Annotated in this window: 13 protein-coding genes; 9 read left to right on the top strand and 4 right to left on the bottom strand. The window is 67.6% G+C overall.

What is annotated here, in order from left to right; translation table 11 throughout:
- The first annotated feature begins 15 nt into the window (after positions 1-15).
- From B3Z70_RS15545 to glyS, 5 genes are all read left to right on the top strand, one after another.
- Positions 16-1,896 carry a tetratricopeptide repeat protein gene (locus B3Z70_RS15545; RefSeq protein ID WP_292045887.1) on the top strand — a complete coding sequence of 627 codons (1,881 nt, stop codon included), beginning with the start codon at positions 16-18 and terminating at the stop codon, positions 1,894-1,896.
- A gap of 62 nt (positions 1,897-1,958) precedes the next feature.
- Complete coding sequence (locus B3Z70_RS15540; RefSeq protein ID WP_292022636.1) at positions 1,959-2,831, top strand: 4-(cytidine 5'-diphospho)-2-C-methyl-D-erythritol kinase; 873 nt, start codon at positions 1,959-1,961, stop codon at positions 2,829-2,831.
- Positions 2,832-3,040: 209 nt separating this feature from the next.
- Positions 3,041-3,883, top strand: coding sequence for a fasciclin domain-containing protein (locus B3Z70_RS15535; RefSeq protein ID WP_292045885.1), 843 nt, complete (start codon positions 3,041-3,043; stop codon positions 3,881-3,883).
- A 109-nt stretch (positions 3,884-3,992) separates the two neighbouring features.
- Positions 3,993-4,886, top strand: coding sequence for a glycine--tRNA ligase subunit alpha (locus B3Z70_RS15530; protein WP_292021799.1), 894 nt, complete (start codon positions 3,993-3,995; stop codon positions 4,884-4,886).
- Positions 4,886-7,213, top strand: coding sequence for a glycine--tRNA ligase subunit beta (gene glyS / locus B3Z70_RS15525; RefSeq protein WP_292021797.1), 2,328 nt, complete (start codon positions 4,886-4,888; stop codon positions 7,211-7,213). The genes B3Z70_RS15530 and glyS overlap by 1 nt, the downstream gene beginning before the upstream one ends.
- Positions 7,214-7,342: 129 nt before the next feature.
- On the opposite strand, the gene B3Z70_RS15520 is transcribed toward glyS, so the two are convergent.
- Positions 7,343-7,696 carry an endonuclease domain-containing protein gene (locus B3Z70_RS15520; protein ID WP_292021795.1) on the bottom strand — a complete coding sequence of 118 codons (354 nt, stop codon included), beginning with the start codon at positions 7,694-7,696 and terminating at the stop codon, positions 7,343-7,345.
- Between the two features lie 226 nt (positions 7,697-7,922).
- Between B3Z70_RS15520 and ppdK the strand changes: the two genes are divergently transcribed.
- Together ppdK and B3Z70_RS15510 are read left to right on the top strand one after the other, a co-directional pair.
- On the top strand, positions 7,923-10,601 hold the full coding sequence (gene ppdK, locus B3Z70_RS15515; protein ID WP_292021793.1) for a pyruvate, phosphate dikinase: 2,679 nt from the start codon (positions 7,923-7,925) through the stop codon (positions 10,599-10,601).
- 264 nt (positions 10,602-10,865) lie between these two features.
- On the top strand, positions 10,866-11,393 hold the full coding sequence (locus tag B3Z70_RS15510; RefSeq protein WP_292021792.1) for a porin family protein: 528 nt from the start codon (positions 10,866-10,868) through the stop codon (positions 11,391-11,393).
- Between the two features lie 72 nt (positions 11,394-11,465).
- Here B3Z70_RS15510 and B3Z70_RS15505 read toward each other — a convergent pair whose 3' ends face one another.
- Positions 11,466-11,726, bottom strand: coding sequence for a hypothetical protein (locus tag B3Z70_RS15505; RefSeq protein ID WP_292045884.1), 261 nt, complete (start codon positions 11,724-11,726; stop codon positions 11,466-11,468).
- Positions 11,727-11,871: 145 nt separating this feature from the next.
- Here B3Z70_RS15505 and B3Z70_RS15500 point away from each other — a divergent pair, with 145 nt between their 5' ends.
- Complete coding sequence (locus B3Z70_RS15500; protein ID WP_292021787.1) at positions 11,872-13,065, top strand: M48 family metallopeptidase; 1,194 nt, start codon at positions 11,872-11,874, stop codon at positions 13,063-13,065.
- A 40-nt stretch (positions 13,066-13,105) separates the two neighbouring features.
- Entirely contained in the window at positions 13,106-13,567 is a 462-nt protein-coding gene (locus B3Z70_RS15495; RefSeq protein ID WP_292021785.1) for a DoxX family protein, read from the top strand.
- A 197-nt stretch (positions 13,568-13,764) separates the two neighbouring features.
- Here B3Z70_RS15495 and B3Z70_RS15490 read toward each other — a convergent pair whose 3' ends face one another.
- Both B3Z70_RS15490 and B3Z70_RS15485 read right to left on the bottom strand, forming a co-directional pair.
- On the bottom strand, positions 13,765-14,916 hold the full coding sequence (locus B3Z70_RS15490; RefSeq protein ID WP_292021783.1) for a beta-ketoacyl-ACP synthase III: 1,152 nt from the start codon (positions 14,914-14,916) through the stop codon (positions 13,765-13,767).
- 117 nt (positions 14,917-15,033) lie between these two features.
- A complete protein-coding gene (locus tag B3Z70_RS15485; protein WP_292021781.1) occupies positions 15,034-17,088 on the bottom strand; it encodes a capsular polysaccharide biosynthesis protein in 2,055 nt (684 codons plus the stop codon).
- Positions 17,089-17,237 lie beyond the last annotated feature (149 nt).

The following is a 17,237-nucleotide window of genomic DNA, read 5'->3' as shown; positions in this document are numbered from 1 at the left end:
GTGAAGGGTCGGGGCATGATCGCCTCCCGTTCGCGCCGCTCGACTCTGATTTCCGCCTCCCTGACCGTCGTCGCCCTGGCCATGGCCGGACAGGCGGCGGCGCAGGAGGCCGCGCCCGCCGCGCCGACGCCCCAGACCCATCCTCCGGCCGTGATCCTGGAACCAGGCCAGCCCATTCCCGGCCAGACGACTTCGCCGGCCCAGGACGCCGCGCCCGATCCCCACATCGTCATCACCGACGCGCCCGCCGCCCCGGCCATCCCGGCCGTCTGGGCGCCGATCCCGACAAACCCCGAGGGCCGCAGCGCCTATGGCCTGTATCTGGCCGGCAAGCTGGCCCTGATGCAGGGGGAGGGGGCGCAAGGCTCCGACTATCTGGCCCAGGCCGAGCGGCTGACGCCGGAACAACCCCGCGTGCGCGAACAGGCCTTCACCTCGGCGCTTCTGACCGGCGATCTGGACGTGGCGGCGGCCCTGGCCCCGACCGACGCCACGGCGTCTCCCGCCTTCGTCGAGGGCGGGCGGCTGGTCCGGCTGGTTCAGGATTACGCCCACGGCGACGCCCGCGCCGCCAACGCCGCCCTGGCGGCCCAGCCGATCGGCGCGCCCCACGCCCGCGCCGGCCTGTTGGTCGCGCCCTGGATCGCGGCGGCCGCCAACGACTGGACCCGCGCGCTTCAGCCCGCCCCGACCGCCGGCGATCCCCTGACCCTGGCCTTCGCCCGCATCAACCGCGCGTCCCTGCTGGAGCGCCGCCGCGACTATGCCGCAGCCGAGGTCGAGCTGAAGGCGGCGGTCGAGGCGCCGACCATCGGCGCCCTGTTCAAACGCCCCTATGGCGAGTTCATGGAGCGGCGCGATCGTCGTGACGAGGCGATCGCCCTGTATCGCGCGGCGATGGCGGTCCAGCCGGTCGATCCCGGCGTGGCGCGCGCCCTGCAACGGGCCGAGGCCGGCGGGCGGCCCCCCGCCTTGCCCGATCTGCGCGAAGGCGCGTCCCAGGCCCTGGTCACCGCCGCCGCCCAGGCCTCGGCCGAGCGGGGCAACGAATTCGCCGCCGTCTATCTGCGTCTGGCCCAGAACCTCTATCCCGACGACGAGACCGAATATCAGCTGGCCCAGGTGCTGGCCCGCGCCGGGCTGAAAAGCTCCGCCCGCGCCGCCCTGTCGCGCATCGGGACCGAGGACCCGACCCTCTACGCCGCCGCCCGCGCCCAGATGGCTGTCAGCCTGGAGGAGGAGGGGCAGTCGGACGACGCCCTGACCGAACTGCGCCGCGCCTTCGCCGCCAGCCCCGACAACCGCCAGATCGCCCTGGTCCTGGCCGGCCAGCTGATGCAGCTGAAACAGCATGACGAGGCGCTGGCCCTGCTGGACGGGCCGGTGCTGAACACCGCCGATCAGGGCGCCAACGTCCACTTCCTGCGCGGCGCCGCCTATGAGGCGCTGAACCGCACGACCGAGGCCGAGGCCGAACTGTGGGCCGCGCTTCAGGCCGCGCCCAACGACGCCGACATGCTGAACTATCTGGGCTATCTGTGGGTGGACAAGGGGCTGCGCGTTCAGGAGGGCGCCGCCATGATCGCCCGCGCCCATGCGCTAGAGCCCGACAACGGCAACATTCAGGACTCGCTGGGCTGGGCCCAGTTCAAACAGGGCCAGTACGACGTCGCCGTCGACACTCTGGAGCAGGCCGTGGACAAGGAGCCGGCCAACGCCGAGATCAACGACCACTTAGGCGACGCCTATTGGAAGGTCGGCCGCCAGCGCGAGGCCGTCTGGCTGTGGAACCGCGTCCTGGTGCTGGACCCCGACGACGAACGCCGCGCCGAGGTCGAACGCAAGATCGCCGACGGGCTGGACAAGCCGGCTTCGACCGGCGGCGTCTCCAACTGATCTCCGATCATTCGCGGGGATGAACGGATGAAATGCGCCAAGCCATGGGTTAGTCAGCGCCCATGACTGTCCGCACCGCCCTGGCCCCGGCCAAGATCAATCTGTTCCTGCATGTCGGGGCCGTGGACGGGGGCGGCTATCATCCGCTCAGCAGTCTGGTCGCCTTTGCCGACGTGGGCGACCGGGTGTCGGTCGAACCGGCCGAGCGGCTGTCGCTGGATGTGGTCGGCCCCTTCGCCGCCGGCCTGTCGGGCGCCGACGACAATCTGATCCTGCGCGCCCTGCGCCGACTGGGCGAGGCGTCCGGGACGGGCGAACCGGGGCTGAAGGTCGTTCTGGACAAGCGCCTGCCCATCGCGGCGGGCCTGGGCGGCGGATCGTCGGACGCCGGCGCGGCGCTGAAGCTGGCGCGCGACGTGCTGGCGCTCGACATCGACGATGCGGGGCTGGAGGCGGTGGCCGCCGTCGTCGGCGCCGACGGCCCCATGTGCCTCAGGATGCGCACCGCCTGGGCCGAGGGGCGGGGCGATGTCCTGACCGACGAGCCGCGCCTGCCGCCGCTGCCGGCCGTCCTGTTCAATCCGGGCGTTCCGTCGCCTACCGGCGGCGTCTACCGGGCCTATGACGCCGGTCCCGTCGCGGCGGCGGATCGCCCGGCGCCGCCTGCCGACTGGAGCATCGGCGGCGTGATCGACTGGCTTTCGAGCCAACGCAACGATCTTGAGGCGCCAGCCGTGGCCCTGACGCCAGCCATCGCCGACGCCCTGCGCGCGGTCGCCGCCACGCCCGACGTCGCCCTGACGCGGATGTCCGGTTCGGGCGCGACGGTGTTCGGCCTGTATCCAACCCTTGATGCGGCCGAGGCGGCGGCGGCGCTCCTGGCCGACGCCCACCCGACCGCCTGGGCTCGATCGACCCGACTGGCTGTGCAGTAACGCCGCAGTCTTATGGCCGAATACCGGCGACATGGAATGTTCGGCCCAGCATTCGCCCAGGTCTTGCCGTGATCATCACAAGAGTTACGGTTTGTAACGAAATCTCGGAACCGGATCACTGGTCTCCGACTTGGGCATGACAGTTCCGATGACTGGAACGGATCGTCTCCCTCCCGATGACGATCCTCAAACAGAAAAAGGATACCGTCATGCTTCGTGCAAAACTGCTTGCCGCGACCGCCGTGGTCACCCTGATGGCCGCCCCGGCCTTCGCCCAGGAAGCCACAGCCCCCGCAACCCCGACGCAGACGCCTGCGCAAACCCCGGCCCAGACCCCGGATCAGGCGCCCGCCGCCGCCGCGCCGGTGATGCAGGAGGTCGCCCCCGCCCAAACCGCCGCGACCCAGGCCACGCCCGCCGCCGCCGAGACGGTGGTCGATGTGCTGAAATCCAGCGGTCAGTTCACCACCCTGCTGGCCGCCCTGGACGCCGCCCAACTGACCGACACCCTGGCCAGCCGTCCGGCCATCTCGATCTTCGCCCCGACGGATGCGGCCTTCGCCGCCCTGCCGGAGGCGGATCGCACCCGCCTGATGGACCCGGCCAACGCCGCCGAGCTGCGTCAGCTGCTGCTCTATCACGTCATCGTCGCCGACGTGACGCCGGATCAGATCCAGGGCAAGAAGGGCGGCGTGCCGACCGCCGCCGACAGCCAGATCCTGCTGGACGGCACCGGCTCTGCCATCAAGGCGGACGGCGCGACCGTGGTCAGCGCCGAGCTTGACGCCTCCAACGGCGCGGTCTTCCCCATCGACAAGGTGCTGAACCCGGCCCAGTCCATGGCCGCCATGGGCGACGAAGAAGCCGCCGCCCCAGCCGACGCCGCCGCTCCGGCCGAGGCGACCGACGCCGCTGCCGCCCCCACGGCGCCGACCGGCGAACCGGCCGCGACGACGACCACCACCGCCTCGCCCCCGGTTCAGAATCCGACCAACGGCCAGGTCGATCCGACCCCGGACGGCGATGAACAGACCGCTCCGACCCCGCAATAAGACGGGCCGGGTTTCGCCCGCCGCCAAATGGGCGGGCGCAGCGTGTTGAAGCGAGAGACGGCGGGCCCTATGGTCCGCCGTCTTTTTTGCAGCCCCTCCCGAGCCCGATTTGACCACCCCGACTGAGCCGCTCGCGTTTCAGGACCTGATCCTGACCCTTCACCGCTATTGGGGCGATCAGGGCTGCGCCATCCTGCAACCCTATGACATCGAGGTGGGGGCGGGGACCCTGCACCCGGCGACCGTGCTGCGCGCCCTGGGCCAGAAGCCTTGGAAGGCCGCCTACGTCCAGCCCAGTCGCCGCCCCGGCGACGGCCGCTATGGCGAGAACCCGAACCGCCTCCAGCACTATTACCAATACCAGGTCATCCTGAAGCCGAACCCGGACAACCTTCAGGAGCTGTATCTTGGCTCGCTGGCCGCCATCGGCATCGACCCGAAACTGCACGACATCCGCTTCGTCGAGGACGACTGGGAAAACCCCACCGTCGGCGCCTGGGGTCTGGGCTGGGAGGTCTGGTGCGACGGGATGGAGGTGACGCAGTTCACCTATTTCCAGGGCGTCGGCGGCATCGAAATCGATGTGGTCTCGGGCGAGCTGACCTACGGGCTGGAGCGTCTGGCCATGTATGTGCAGGGCGTGGACAACGTCTATGATCTGAAGTTCACCAAGGAGGGCCTGACCTATGGCGAGGTCTTCCTGGAGAACGAGCGCCAGCAGTCGGCGGCCAACTTCCACGGCTATGACGTCGATGGGCTGAAGCGCCGGTTCGAGGACATGGTGGCCGAGGTTTCGCGCCTTCTGGCCATGACCGGGCCGCAGGGCCAGCCGCTGGTTCTGCCCGCCTATGACCAGGTTCTGAAGGCGTCCCACCTGTTCAACCTGATGGACGCCCGGGGCGCCATCGCCGTGGCCGAACGCCAGAGCTACATCGGCCGCATCCGCGAACTCTGCAAAGCCTGCGCCCTCGCTTACGTCGAACAAGAGCGGAAAACCGCCTGATGCCCCAGCTTCTCCTCGAAATCTTCTCCGAAGAAATCCCCGCCCGGATGCAGCAGGGCGCTGCGCGCGACCTGGAGCGGATGGCGTCCGAGCGGCTGAAGGCCGCCGGCCTGACCTGGGACGCTCTGACCACCTATGCCGGGCCGCGTCGTCTGACCCTGGTCGTCGACGGCCTGCCCACGGCCACCCCCGACCGCGAGGAAGAGGTGAAGGGGCCCAAGGCCTCGGCGCCCGCTCAGGCCCTGGAAGGCTTCCTGCGCAAGACCGGCCTTACCCGCGAACAGCTGGTGGAGCGCGACGGCGTGCTGTTCGCCGTCCTGTCGTCCAAGGGCCGCGCGACCGCCGATCTGGTGGCCGAGACGGTCGATCAGATCGTGCGCGCCTTTCCCTGGCCCAAGTCGATGCGCTGGGGTGTGGGAACCCTGCGCTGGGTGCGGCCGATCAAGCGCATCCTGTGCGTCTTCGACGGGGCGGTGGTCCCGTTCGAGATCGACGGCATCGCCTCCGATGCGGTCACGGAGGGCCATAGGTTCCTGGGTTCGGGCGCACCCTTGCGGGTCAGCGACTTCGCCGACTATCGCGCCCAGCTGGAGAAGAACTTCGTCCTGATCGACGTGGCCGACCGCAAACTGCGTATTCTGGAACAGGCCAAGGCCGCCTGCGCCGCGCGCGGTCTCGTTTTGGTCGATGACGACGGCCTGCTGGACGAGGTGGCGGGCCTGGCCGAATGGCCGACCCCGATCCTGGGCGACATGGACCCGCAGTTCCTGGCCCTGCCGCCGGAAGTGATCCAACTGTCGATGAAGGTGCACCAGAAGTATTTCGCCGTTCGCGATCCGTCCAAGGATGGCCTGGCGCCGAACTTCCTGGTCGTCGCCAATGTCGAGGCGACCGACGGCGGCAAGGCCCTGGCCGCCGGCAACAGCCGCGTGCTGAGCGCCCGCCTGAACGACGCCCGCTTCTTCTGGGACGAGGACCAGAAGGTCGGCTTCGAGGCCAGGAACGCCAAATTGTCCGGCGTCACCTTCCATGCCAAACTGGGCACGCTGGCCGAGCGCGTCGAGCGCATCGCGGCGCTTGCCCGCGAGATCGCCCCGCTGGTCGGCGCCGATCCTGACGAGGCTGAAACCGCCGCCCGCCTGTCCAAGGCCGATCTGCTGTCGGGCATGGTCAGCGAGTTCCCCGAACTGCAGGGGATCATGGGCGGCTATTACGCCCGGATTTCCCCTTCTCCCCTCGGGGGAGAAGGTGGCTCGCGCAGCGAGACGGATGAGGGGGCTGTTTCCGCCTCTTCGCCCTCGACCGCAGAGTCCGCATCCGGCAGCCCCCTCATCCGAGCGGCTTCGCAGCCCACCTTCTCCCCCGAGGGGAGAAGGGACCGCATCGCCGACGCCGTCCGCGACCACTACAAGCCGCAAGGCCCCGCCGACACGGTTCCGACCGCCCCTGTCACGGTCGCCGTCGCCCTGGCCGACAAGCTGGACACCCTGGTCGGCTTCTTCGCCATCGACGAAAAGCCCACGGGGTCGAAGGATCCGTTTGCGCTGAGGCGGGCGGCGCTGGGTGTGATCCGGCTGGTGCTGGAGAACGGGGTGCGGCTACCGCTAGGCGGTCGCCAGGACAATTTGTTGATGACGTCCTACCGTATGCTGGCCGGGCAAGTCTCTGAGCGCCGTCTTGAGGACGACTCATGGAAGGTCTTCCAGCTTGGACGTGAGCTAGGCGTCGAACTCGGAGGCGTTGGCCCTCGATCGGTGAAGTTGTCGGGGGAAGACTCGTTCTGGGATCGGTGGTTCAGCGTCGAAGCGGGCCTTCTCGCCTTCTTCGCCGACCGCCTGACTGTCCTCCTCCGCGACCGAGGCCAGCGCCACGACCTCGTCGCCGCCGTCTTTGCTTTGGGCGACGACGACCTCTTCCGCATAGTGCGTCGGGTGGAGGCTCTGGCCGCCTTCCTGGCCACGGACGACGGCGCCAATCTGCTGGCGGGCTACAAGCGCGCCTCCAACATCCTGCGCGCCGAAGAGAAGAAGGGGCCTGTGCCGACCGGCATGGTCCAGACCGGCCTGCCGAACCAGCCCGAGGCCGAGACCGTCCTGGCCTTCGCTGTCGGCGCCGCCCGCACCGCCGTCGAGGCCGCGCTGGAGACCGAGGACTTCGCCGCCGCCATGACGGCGCTTGCCGCTCTGCGGGCGCCGGTGGACCGCTTTTTCGAGGATGTGCTGGTCAACTCTGACGTCCCCGCCGAACGCGACAACCGCCTGAAGCTGCTGGGCCAGGTCCGCGACGTGATGGGCCAGGTCGCCGACTTCGGTCAGATCGCGGGGTAGGGGAGAACCCCTCCGTCTCTCCGCTGCGCTCCGAGCCACCTCCCCATTTCATGGGGAGGAGACGAGACTTCGCCACATCGTCTCCTCCCCACTTGTGGGGAGGGGGACCGCGTAGCGGTGGAGGGGCTCTTAGCCGCGAATTCGGTCTCTTGCGGTCGCGGCGATGAAATCCAGCACGTCGCCTAAGTCCACCCGCACCTGTTCCGCCGACACGCGGATGACCGCAATGCCCTGGGTCGCGAGCCAGCGCGTCCTTCGCGCATCGTGCTCGCCCCGGCCCTCATGGCTTTCGCCATCCACTTCGACCGCCAACATCGCCTCGGCGCAATAGAAGTCCAGCACATAGACGCCGACCGGATGCTGGCGGCGGAACTTCATGCCATCCAGCGCGCGGCGGCGCAGGTAGACCCACAGTCGGGCTTCGGGCGGCGTCAGGGCGCGACGAAGAACGCGGGCGCGCGATACGGAGCCTTCGTGCGTCAAGAACCCCTCCACCGCTTAGCCTGTCCTCGGGCTCGCCTTTGGCGAGACCCGGGGGCGGTCCCCCTCCCCATTCATGGGGAGGAGACGCGGGCGTCAAGAAACCGTCCTCCCGGTCACGCATTGTTACATCCGCCATGGTCAAGCCGGATCGCCCGCGCTAGATCATGCTGCATGTGCGAGCGGGGCGAACCCGCCGAACGATCCGACAAAGCTCAGGGACTACAAGATGACCAAGTGGGTGTACGGCTTCGGCGGAGGCTCCGCCGACGGCGATGCGTCGATGAAGAACCTTCTGGGCGGCAAGGGCGCCAATCTGGCGGAGATGTCGTCGCTGGGCCTGCCGGTGCCGCCGGGCTTCACCGTCACCACCGAGGTCTGCACCCACTATTACGCCAATGGCGAAACCTATCCCGCCGATCTGGAGGCCCAGGTCCAGACTGCGCTGGAGAAGGTCGAGGGGATCGTCGGCAAGACGTTCGGCGATGTCGAGAATCCGCTGCTGGTCTCGGTCCGTTCGGGCGCGCGGGCGTCCATGCCGGGCATGATGGACACGGTGCTGAACCTGGGTCTGAACGACCAGACGGTCGAGGGCCTGGCCAAGCTGTCGGGCGACCGTCGCTTCGCCTTCGACAGCTATCGCCGCTTCATCACCATGTATTCGAACGTCGTGCTGGGCCTCAGCCATGACGATTTCGAAGAGGTGCTGGACCAGCACAAGGATCGTCTGGGCGTCACCGTCGACACCGACCTGACCGCCGAAGACTGGCAGAAGGTGGTCGTGGACTACAAGGCCGTGGTAGAGCGCGAGCTGGGTCACGCCTTCCCGCAGGACCCCAAGGACCAGCTGTGGGGCGCCGTGGGCGCCGTCTTCGCCAGTTGGATGAACGACCGGGCCAAATTCTATCGTCGGATGCACGACATCCCCGAAAGCTGGGGCACGGCCGTCAGCGTCCAGTCGATGGTGTTCGGAAACATGGGCGAGACGTCCGCGACCGGCGTAGCCTTCACCCGCAATCCCTCGACCGGCGAGGCGCGCCTGTACGGCGAGTTCCTGATCAACGCGCAAGGTGAAGACGTGGTCGCCGGCATCCGCACGCCCCAGTCCCTGACCAAGATCGGCCGCGAGGAGATGGGCGAAACCGCTCCCTCGATGGAAGAGGCCATGCCGGAAGTCTTCGGCCAGTTCGTCACGGTGGTGAACACGCTGGAGAGCCACTACCGCGACATGCAGGACATCGAGTTCACGGTCGAACAGGGCCGTCTGTGGATGCTGCAGACCCGCAACGGCAAACGCACGGCCAAGTCGGCGCTGAAGGTGGCGGTCGATCTGGCCGCCGAGGGCGTGATCTCTCAGGAAGAGGCCATCAGCCGGGTCGAGCCGTCGGCTCTGGACCAGCTGCTGCACCCGACGCTGGACCCGGACGCCGCCCGCACCGTGGTCGCCGCCGGCCTGCCGGCCTCGCCCGGCGCGGCGACCGGCAAGATCGTCTTCGACGCCGACGAGGCCGAACGGATGTCGGGTCTCGGCGAGGCGGTGATCCTGGTGCGCGAGGAGACCAGCCCGGAGGACATCCACGGCATGCACGCGGCGCGCGGCATCGTCACCGCACGCGGCGGCATGACCAGCCACGCCGCCGTCGTGGCGCGCGGCATGGGACGCGCCTGCGTTTCCGGCGCCGGCGAAATCCATATCGACGAGGCCAAGGGCGTCTTCACCGCGAGGGGCCGCACCTTCAAGGCCGGCGAGATCATCACCATCGACGGCTCCAAGGGCGAGGTGCTGGACGGCGCCGTGCCGATGATCGAGCCGGAGCTGACCGGCGACTTCCAGACCCTGATGGGCTGGGCCGACAAGGTGCGTCGCCTGAAGGTCCGCGCCAACGCCGAGACCCCGCTGGACGCCAAGACCGCGCGCGGTTTCGGCGCCGAGGGCATCGGCCTGTGTCGCACCGAACATATGTTCTTCGACGACAGCCGCATCGCTGCGGTCCGCGAAATGATCCTAGCCGACGACGAAAAGGGCCGCCGCACGGCCCTGGCCAAGATCGCGCCGTTCCAGAAGTCCGACTTCGTGGAGCTGTTCGAGATCATGGCCGGCCTGCCGGTGACGGTGCGCCTGCTGGACCCGCCGCTGCACGAGTTCATCCCGCACACGGACGAGGACATCGACGCCCTGGCCGCCTCTTCGGGCATCGACGCCGACAAGCTGAAGCGCCGCGCCAAGGAACTGCACGAGACCAACCCCATGCTGGGCCATCGCGGTTGCCGCCTGGGCGTCGCCTATCCCGAAATCTACGAGATGCAGGTCCGGGCCGTGCTGGAGGCCGCGCTGGAGGTCAAGCAAACATCGGGTCGGGCGCCGATCCCGGAGATCATGCACCCGCTGGTCGCCCTGGGTCTGGAGATGAAATATCTGCGCGAACTGACCGACCGCACCGCCAAGGCCGTGTTCGAAGAGGCGGGCGACAGCGTGGACTATCTGGTCGGCACCATGATCGAACTGCCGCGCGCCGCCATTCGCGCAGGGGACCTGGCCGAATACGCCCAGTTCTTCAGCTTCGGCACAAACGACCTGACCCAGACCACGTTCGGCATCAGCCGCGACGACTCGGGCCGGTTCCTGCAGGCCTATCTGGACAAGGGCATCTTCGAGACGGACCCATTCGTGCGTCTGGATCAGGACGGCGTGGGCGGCCTGATCGAGATCGCCGCCGAGCGCGGTCGCGCCGTGCGGCCCGAGGTGAAGCTGGGCATCTGCGGCGAACATGGCGGCGACCCGTCCTCCATCGCCTTCTGCGAGAAGGCCGGGCTGGATTACGTCTCCTGCTCGCCCTACCGCGTGCCGATCGCGCGCCTGGCGGCGGCGCAGGCGGCGTTGAACATCGAGCGCGAGAAGGATCGCTAGGTTAGCGACTTCTTTCCGTCATCCTCGGGCTCGACCCGAGGATGACGGGGTGTGAGATATCCAAGGGCGGTCTCTGCGGAGGCTGCCCTTTTTTGTGTCACAAAACTGCCAACCTTGACGGAACGATGTATGTGTCTCGGCGTCCACAGGCATTCGCAGTGTTTCTCATCCCCTGGAACAGATGAAGTCGTGACCTATTTAAGCTCTCGCTGGATGGGGCCGATGATCGGTCCGGTCATCACATCTAGGAGTTCATAAGAAACAATGCGTAACATTCTTCTCGCCGCCGTCGCCGTTTCCGCAATCGCCGCGCCGGCATTTGCTCAGGCCAATCCCGAACCGCGTGGTTACGGCTCTTTGGGCTACACTCATCTTGAAGGTGACAATGCAACGACCGGCGCCGTCACGGGTCGCCTAGGCGTGAACCTCAACCGTTACCTGGCTGTCGAGACCGAAGCTTCGGTCGGCGTCAAGCATGACGACTTCACCGTCGCCGGCGTCGATGGCGAGATCAAGCACGAGTGGGACGCCGCCGGTTACGTGGTCGGCAAGGTGCCGGTCTCCGACAAGCTGGAACTGTTCGCGCGCGGCGGCTACGGCCACACCGAGCTGAAGCAGAAGTTCCCGGGCGCCGACACCGACGTCGGCGGCGACAGCTGGAACTACGGCGCGGGCGCCAACTACTACCTGGACGGCGTGAACGGCGTGCGCGCCGACTGGACCCGCCGCGACTACCGCGACGATGCGGGTAAGGCAGACGCCTATTCGGTCAGCTACATCCGTCGCTTCTGATCCCTAGGGTCAGCCGAAACGACGAAGGCGCGCTCCGCAAGGAGCGCGCCTTTCGCGTTCAAGGCCGTGATGTCAGGCGAAGTCGCCGGCCAGGGCCCAGCGTTGCGAACCCTCGCCGAACGGACGCACGAACCAGTCGCGATATTGTTCGAAGGCTTCGATGATCTTGTTGCGCAGGTCGGGCGGATTGACCGCTTCGCCGCGCTGGCGCTTCATGGCGGCGATGCAATCGACGACCATGTTCTGATGCGCCGAACCCCCCATGCTTTTCAGCACGGCGGCGATGTCCTTGGCCAAGCTTTCCAGCACCTGCTTAGGCGTCGTGTGAGCCATCTGGGATATCCCCTGTTCTCGACAGGCGAATGGGTGACAAAAACTTGTGACAGTTTCAAGCGTCGCCGCGCGAGAATCAGCATGGATGCGAATTAACCTGACATAACGCGGGTCGCGCGCTTTGGTTCTCTCAAGGGAGAACGCCATGACGAATTTCGATCCGGCCGCCGCGACGGCCCAGTGGCTGGCGACATTGTCGCCGCAGGAAACGGCGCGGGCCGTCGCCTATACCCATGGATCGCACTGGCTGATCCTGTGGAGCTTCCTGGTGTCGGCCCTGGTCGCCTGGATCATCGTGCGCACAGACCTTTTGGTCGCGATCCGGCGCCGGATCGAGCGAAGCGAGCCCCGGCCCCTGCTGGCCAGTTTCGCCGTCGCCCTGGTCTATTTGGCGCTGAGCTGGGCGCTGACCCTGCCGTGGTCGATCTATGAAAGCTGGTGGCGGGAAAAACAGTATGGCCTGACCAGCCAGCCGTTCGGCGGATGGCTGGGCGAGGCGGCCATCGGCGCCGCCATTTCCGTGGTGATCGGGGCGGCCCTGCTGGTGGCCATCTACGCCCTGATCCGGCGGGCGCGGCGGTTCTGGTGGGCGTGGGCCTCGGTCGTCACCGCCGCCTTCATCATCGTCGGTCTGATCGTGTCGCCCTTGGTGATCGAGCCGATCTTCAACACCTATACGCCCGCCCCGAACGGGCCGGTGCGCGACGCGGTGGTGGCCCTGGCGAAACAGACGGGCACGCCGTCGGACAAGATCTTCATCTACGACGGCTCCAAACAGTCCGACCGCTACACCGCCAATGTCTCGGGCCTGTTCGGCTCGGCGCGCGTGGCCATGAGCGACACCATGTTCAAGAAGGGCGCGGACCTGGCCGAGGTGCGCGGCGTTGTCGGACACGAAATGGGCCACTACGCCCACGCCCACCTGTTGTGGACGGTCGGCATCCTGATCGTGCTGAGCGCCCTGGGCTTCTGGCTGACGGATCGACTTTACCCGACCGTGCGGCGTCTGCTGGGCGCGCGGTCGGTGGGCGACATTTCCGATCCCGCCGGCCTGCCGATCCTGGCGCTTGTCCTGGCCTTCCTGGGCGTCCTGGCCACGCCGATCTCGGCGACCATGACCCGCACGATGGAGGCGGACGCGGACCGCTTCTCGCTGGTTCACGCCAACGAACCCGACGGCCTGTCCAAGGCCCTGATCAAGACCGCCGAATACCGCGCGCCGTCGCCCTCGGCGGTCGAGGAGTTCCTCTTCTACGATCACCCCAGCGTGGAGAACCGCATCCGCAGCGCCATGGAATGGAAGGCGGCCCATCCCAAGGGGCAACCGACCCGGCCCTGAGGCATTGAACGCTCCGCCATACAGCGGAGCCCTTATCCCCATGATCGACCTGTATCGCGGCTTCGGCCTGGGCGTTCCGGCGCTGATGGATATCGCGCCTCTGATCGCGCGGGTGGTCGTCGGGGGGATGTTCTTCCTGTCCGGCTTCTACAAGCTGTTCACCCCGGCCCAGGCCGAGAAGATGCAGAAGACGATGGTCGAGGCCGGCGTGGCCGCGCCGCGCCAGACAGCCAAATTTGTCTCGGTGTGCGAGTTCGCCTTCGGCGCCCTCTTGATCATGGGCCTGTTCAGCAGCGTGGCGGCCCTGGTCCTGCTGGTCATCTGCGCCGTTGCGCTGGTCACGGTGGCGTCCAAATCGGTGAAGGGGGCCAGTCTGGGCTTTCGCCTGTCGAGCTATTTCGACCTGCCCGAGACGCTTCTGATGGTGATCCTGGTCTGGTTGATCGCCAACGGGCTGGGGCTGTGGAGCCTGGACTTCGTTCTCTTCCTGCCCCGGCTTTAGGTTCAATCGACATTCGGCCTGCTGACGTCATTCCGGGGCGTCCGTAGGACGAACCCGGAACCCAGGAGAAGCGCCTTAGGCGTTAAATGGGGCCAGCAACACGCATGTGGCCCTGGGTTCCGGGTTCTTCGCTGCGCTCAGCCCCGGAATGACGAATTGAGAGACCTATCTTCTCGAATGTCGATTGAACCCAGCCATTACGCGCGCTTTCTGACAAAGACGGTCCCGGCCGAATAGCCGGCGCCGAAGCTGCAGATCAGGCCCGTCTCGCCCGCCTCGAACCCGTCGTTGTGCAGGTGGAAGGCGATGATCGACCCGGCCGAGGAGGTGTTGGCGTAGTCGTCCAGAATGATGACGTTCTCGTCCGCCGAAGGCTCGCGCCCCAGCACCTTCTTGCCGATCATCGTGTTCATGTTGATGTTGGCCTGGTGCAGCCACAGCCGCTTCAACTCATGCGGATCGACGCCCAGTTCGCCCGCGTGATCCACGATCATGTCCGACACCATCGGCACCACGTCGCGGAAGACCTTGCGGCCCTGCTGGATGAACAGCTTGTCGTTCTGCACGCTGTCGTCGGCGGTCGGCGTATCCAGATGCGCGGTGTCGCGCGCATTGCGGTTCAAGAAGCCGAAATTGTTGCGGATGTTGTTCGAGAACGTCGTCTTCAGCCGCGTGCCCAGCACGTCCCAGCCGCCGGGGCCCGCCGTTTCGGACGATTCCACGATCACCGCCGTCGCCACGTCGCCGAAGATGAAATGGCTGTCCCGGTCTGTGAAGTTCAGGTGGGCCGAACAGACTTCCGGGTTGACCATCAGCACCGCCTTGACCGAGCCGCTGGCGATGAAGTCCGCCGCCGTCTTGATGCCGAAGGTCGCCGAACTGCAGGCCACATTCATGTCAAAGGCGAAGCCTTCGATCCCCAGCGCCTGCTGGACCTCGATGGCGATGGCGGGATAGGCGCGCTGCATGTTCGAGGCGGCGCACAGGACGGCGCCGATCTCCGACGCCGGCTTGCCCCAGGCCGCGATCGCCTGACGCGCGGCCTTGACCGCCATTTCCGCCAGAATGGACAGCTCGTCGTTCGACCGTTCGGCCAGGTTCGGGGCCATCCGCTCGGGGTCGATGATGCCGGCCTTGTCCAGCACGAAACGGCTCTTGATGCCCGACGCCTTTTCGATGAACTCGGGCGAGGAGTGGGCCTTGGCCTCAAGCTCGCCGGCCTCGATCTGGGCGGCGTGACGGGCGTTCCAGCCGTCGGCCCAGGCGTTGTAGCTGTCGACCAGTTCGGCGTTGGACACCGACTGCTCGGGAGTGAAGAGGCCGGTGGCGGCGATGACGGCGTGGGTCACTTTATTCTGTTCCTATCGCTCGACGCCCGGCGTCTCGCTGCTTGAGGAGATTTGTTCCTATCGCTCGGCCCGCGGGGCCTCGCTGCTTGAGGAAGGTCCGTTTCCTATTCGAACGCATCAATAGGACGGCGGCGGCCTGCGGTCGAGACTGGCGATGATGCCGGCGGCCCAGCGTTGCACCTGGCCGCGGGGCGCCTTGGGGTGTGGTTGGTCGCGCGCGGCGATCAGCCGGTCCACCAGATCCTCGGCCTCGCACGGCCAGCCCTCGGGCGTGACATAGAGGGGATAGGCGATCAGGGCGGCGTGGACCAGGTGATCGACGCCGGCGCGGCGACGGCGGCGCTCGAACGTCAGCCGGTCGTCGGTCAGCCCCCATCCCGCATAGAAGGGCCGCCCATAGACCGACACCGCCTTGCCCCGCATCAGCGCCTCGAACCCGGTCAGCGAGGTCAGGGTCGCCACCCGCCGACAGGCGTTCAGACAGTCGACGATATCCAGCCCGTCGCCCACCGCATCGACCGAGGCCATGGCCCCGGCGTCCAGCCGCCCCGGCCGGTTGCCGGCCAGCACGTCGGGGTGATTGCGATAGACCAGAAAGGCGTCCGGATGATCGCGCCGCGCCGCCTCGACCAGGGCCGAGTTGGTGTTCAGATCGGATGCGCAGCCCAGCAGGATCGACTTGTCGTTCTCGACCTGACCGACGACCAGCAGGATGTCGCGATCGACTGGCCAGCCGGTCGGCGCCTGACCCCTCAGGTTGTATTTCGACAGGCCCGCATCGACCACGCGCATCCGCAGGGCGGCCGCCCGCGCCAACTGAACAGGCGACAGGTCCGATGTCTCGATCAGGGTCTCCAGCCGCGACGGCCGCGACGGGTCGTAATAGACCCCCTGATCGTCCAGGGCGACCGACAGGGCGCCGACGAAATCGGACCCCAGGCCGCGCGAACGGATGAAGCCGTCTTCCATCCGCACCGTTGGGCCGTCAAACGAAGCCGCAGCCTGCCGCGTCGCCTCGCTCTCCTTGCCCGCCCACCAGATCAGCCGGCCGTCGGTCGCTTTAGCGTGGGCGGCGGCGCGCGACGGCGACATGAAATAACGCATCGACGCCTTGGGCGAGTTCAGCAGACGGCGCACCGGCGGCCGCTTGGCCGGCGCGAACCCCACCGCCGACCACGACCCCGCCAGCCGGTCGGCCCGGTCGCGCAGGGCGATCAACCGCTCTAGCGCCTGTTCGGCCTCGCATCGCTGGCCCGTCACCGGATCGACATAGCGGCTGTAGGCGATCAGGGCGGCGGCGGCGACCTGTTCGATGGACCGCGCCGCGCCGCGCCGCCTCGTTTGGACCGCATCGGTCGTCAGGCCCCACCCGGAATAGAAGGGCGCCCCGAAACACCGCACCGGCAGCCCCCGCAACAGGGCCTCGAACCCCAGCGCCGAGGTCACGCAATAGACCGCATCCACCGCCGCAAGAAGCTCTGCGGGCCGCACGTCCGTATCGACTAGGGTCACGCCGGCCAGGTCGGTGACGCAGCCGCGCTTTCGACCCGCCGCCACCGCCGGGTGGCGTTTGACGATCAGCTGGGCGTCCGGCTCGTCGCGCCGGGCGGCGGCGATCATGTCGTCAAAGCTCTGCGCCGTCGCCAGCCCACAGGCGATGGAGGCGTCCCCGAACGTCTGGTCCACGATCAGCACGCGCCGGCCGGGCTTCAGCAAGCCGGCCTCCAGCGGCCCGCCCATATTGGTCTTGGACACGCCTGACGACACGATCCGGTCGATCAGCCCCCGCGCCCGTGCGACCATTGCGGCGTCGCACCAGTCGTCGGCGCTGGCGATCAGATGCTCCAACCGGCTGGGTCGTGTCGCATCGTAATAGACGCCTAGATCGTCGACGATCAGGCTCAGGCTGGTCGCGCCCGCCTCGCCGATGCCGACCGAGCGCAGAAACCCGTCCTCCAGCGCCACATAGGGCCGTCCGTTCTTCTGCGCCCACCGTCGCCCCGCCGCCGCCGTCGGCTTCATGCCCCAGCCCAGCACGGCCTGCACATCGTCTCCCGGCAGTCGCCGCAGGTCGTAGTCGGCCAGGAAGACGTCGAGAAACGGGACCTTCAGCACGCCGGGCGCGCAGACCCAGGCCGGGATTCTTGCAGATGTGTCAGAGGGGAGGGGCAAGGCGGGTCCGCTGAGGTTCGACGCGAGGTTTAGGGCGGTTGCCTCCCACCCGCTAGGTCCGATCCCATTGTCTCCTCCCCATTTCATGGGGAGGTGGCTCGAAGCGCAGCGAAGAGACGGAGGGGCTCTCACCGCATCACGAGCGCTCA

The sequence above is a fragment of the Brevundimonas sp. UBA6550 genome (assembly GCF_002434505.1).
In the GTDB taxonomy this organism is placed as follows: domain Bacteria; phylum Pseudomonadota; class Alphaproteobacteria; order Caulobacterales; family Caulobacteraceae; genus Brevundimonas.
Note: the sequence above shows the minus strand (reverse complement) of the source record. Positions and strands in the feature narration are given on the sequence as shown.

Excerpts from the sequence above, each read along its gene's own strand:
- B3Z70_RS15545 (WP_292045887.1), top strand. The coding sequence starts at position 16 with ATGATCGCCTCCCGTTCGCGCCGCTCGACTCTGATTTCCGCCTCCCTG.
- B3Z70_RS15540 (WP_292022636.1), top strand. The coding sequence starts at position 1,959 with ATGACTGTCCGCACCGCCCTGGCCCCGGCCAAGATCAATCTGTTCCTG.
- B3Z70_RS15535 (WP_292045885.1), top strand. The coding sequence starts at position 3,041 with ATGCTTCGTGCAAAACTGCTTGCCGCGACCGCCGTGGTCACCCTGATG.
- glyS (WP_292021797.1), top strand. The coding sequence starts at position 4,886 with ATGCCCCAGCTTCTCCTCGAAATCTTCTCCGAAGAAATCCCCGCCCGG.
- ppdK (WP_292021793.1), top strand. The coding sequence starts at position 7,923 with ATGACCAAGTGGGTGTACGGCTTCGGCGGAGGCTCCGCCGACGGCGAT.
- B3Z70_RS15510 (WP_292021792.1), top strand. The coding sequence starts at position 10,866 with ATGCGTAACATTCTTCTCGCCGCCGTCGCCGTTTCCGCAATCGCCGCG.
- B3Z70_RS15505 (WP_292045884.1), bottom strand. The coding sequence starts at position 11,726 with ATGGCTCACACGACGCCTAAGCAGGTGCTGGAAAGCTTGGCCAAGGAC.
- B3Z70_RS15500 (WP_292021787.1), top strand. The coding sequence starts at position 11,872 with ATGACGAATTTCGATCCGGCCGCCGCGACGGCCCAGTGGCTGGCGACA.
- B3Z70_RS15495 (WP_292021785.1), top strand. The coding sequence starts at position 13,106 with ATGATCGACCTGTATCGCGGCTTCGGCCTGGGCGTTCCGGCGCTGATG.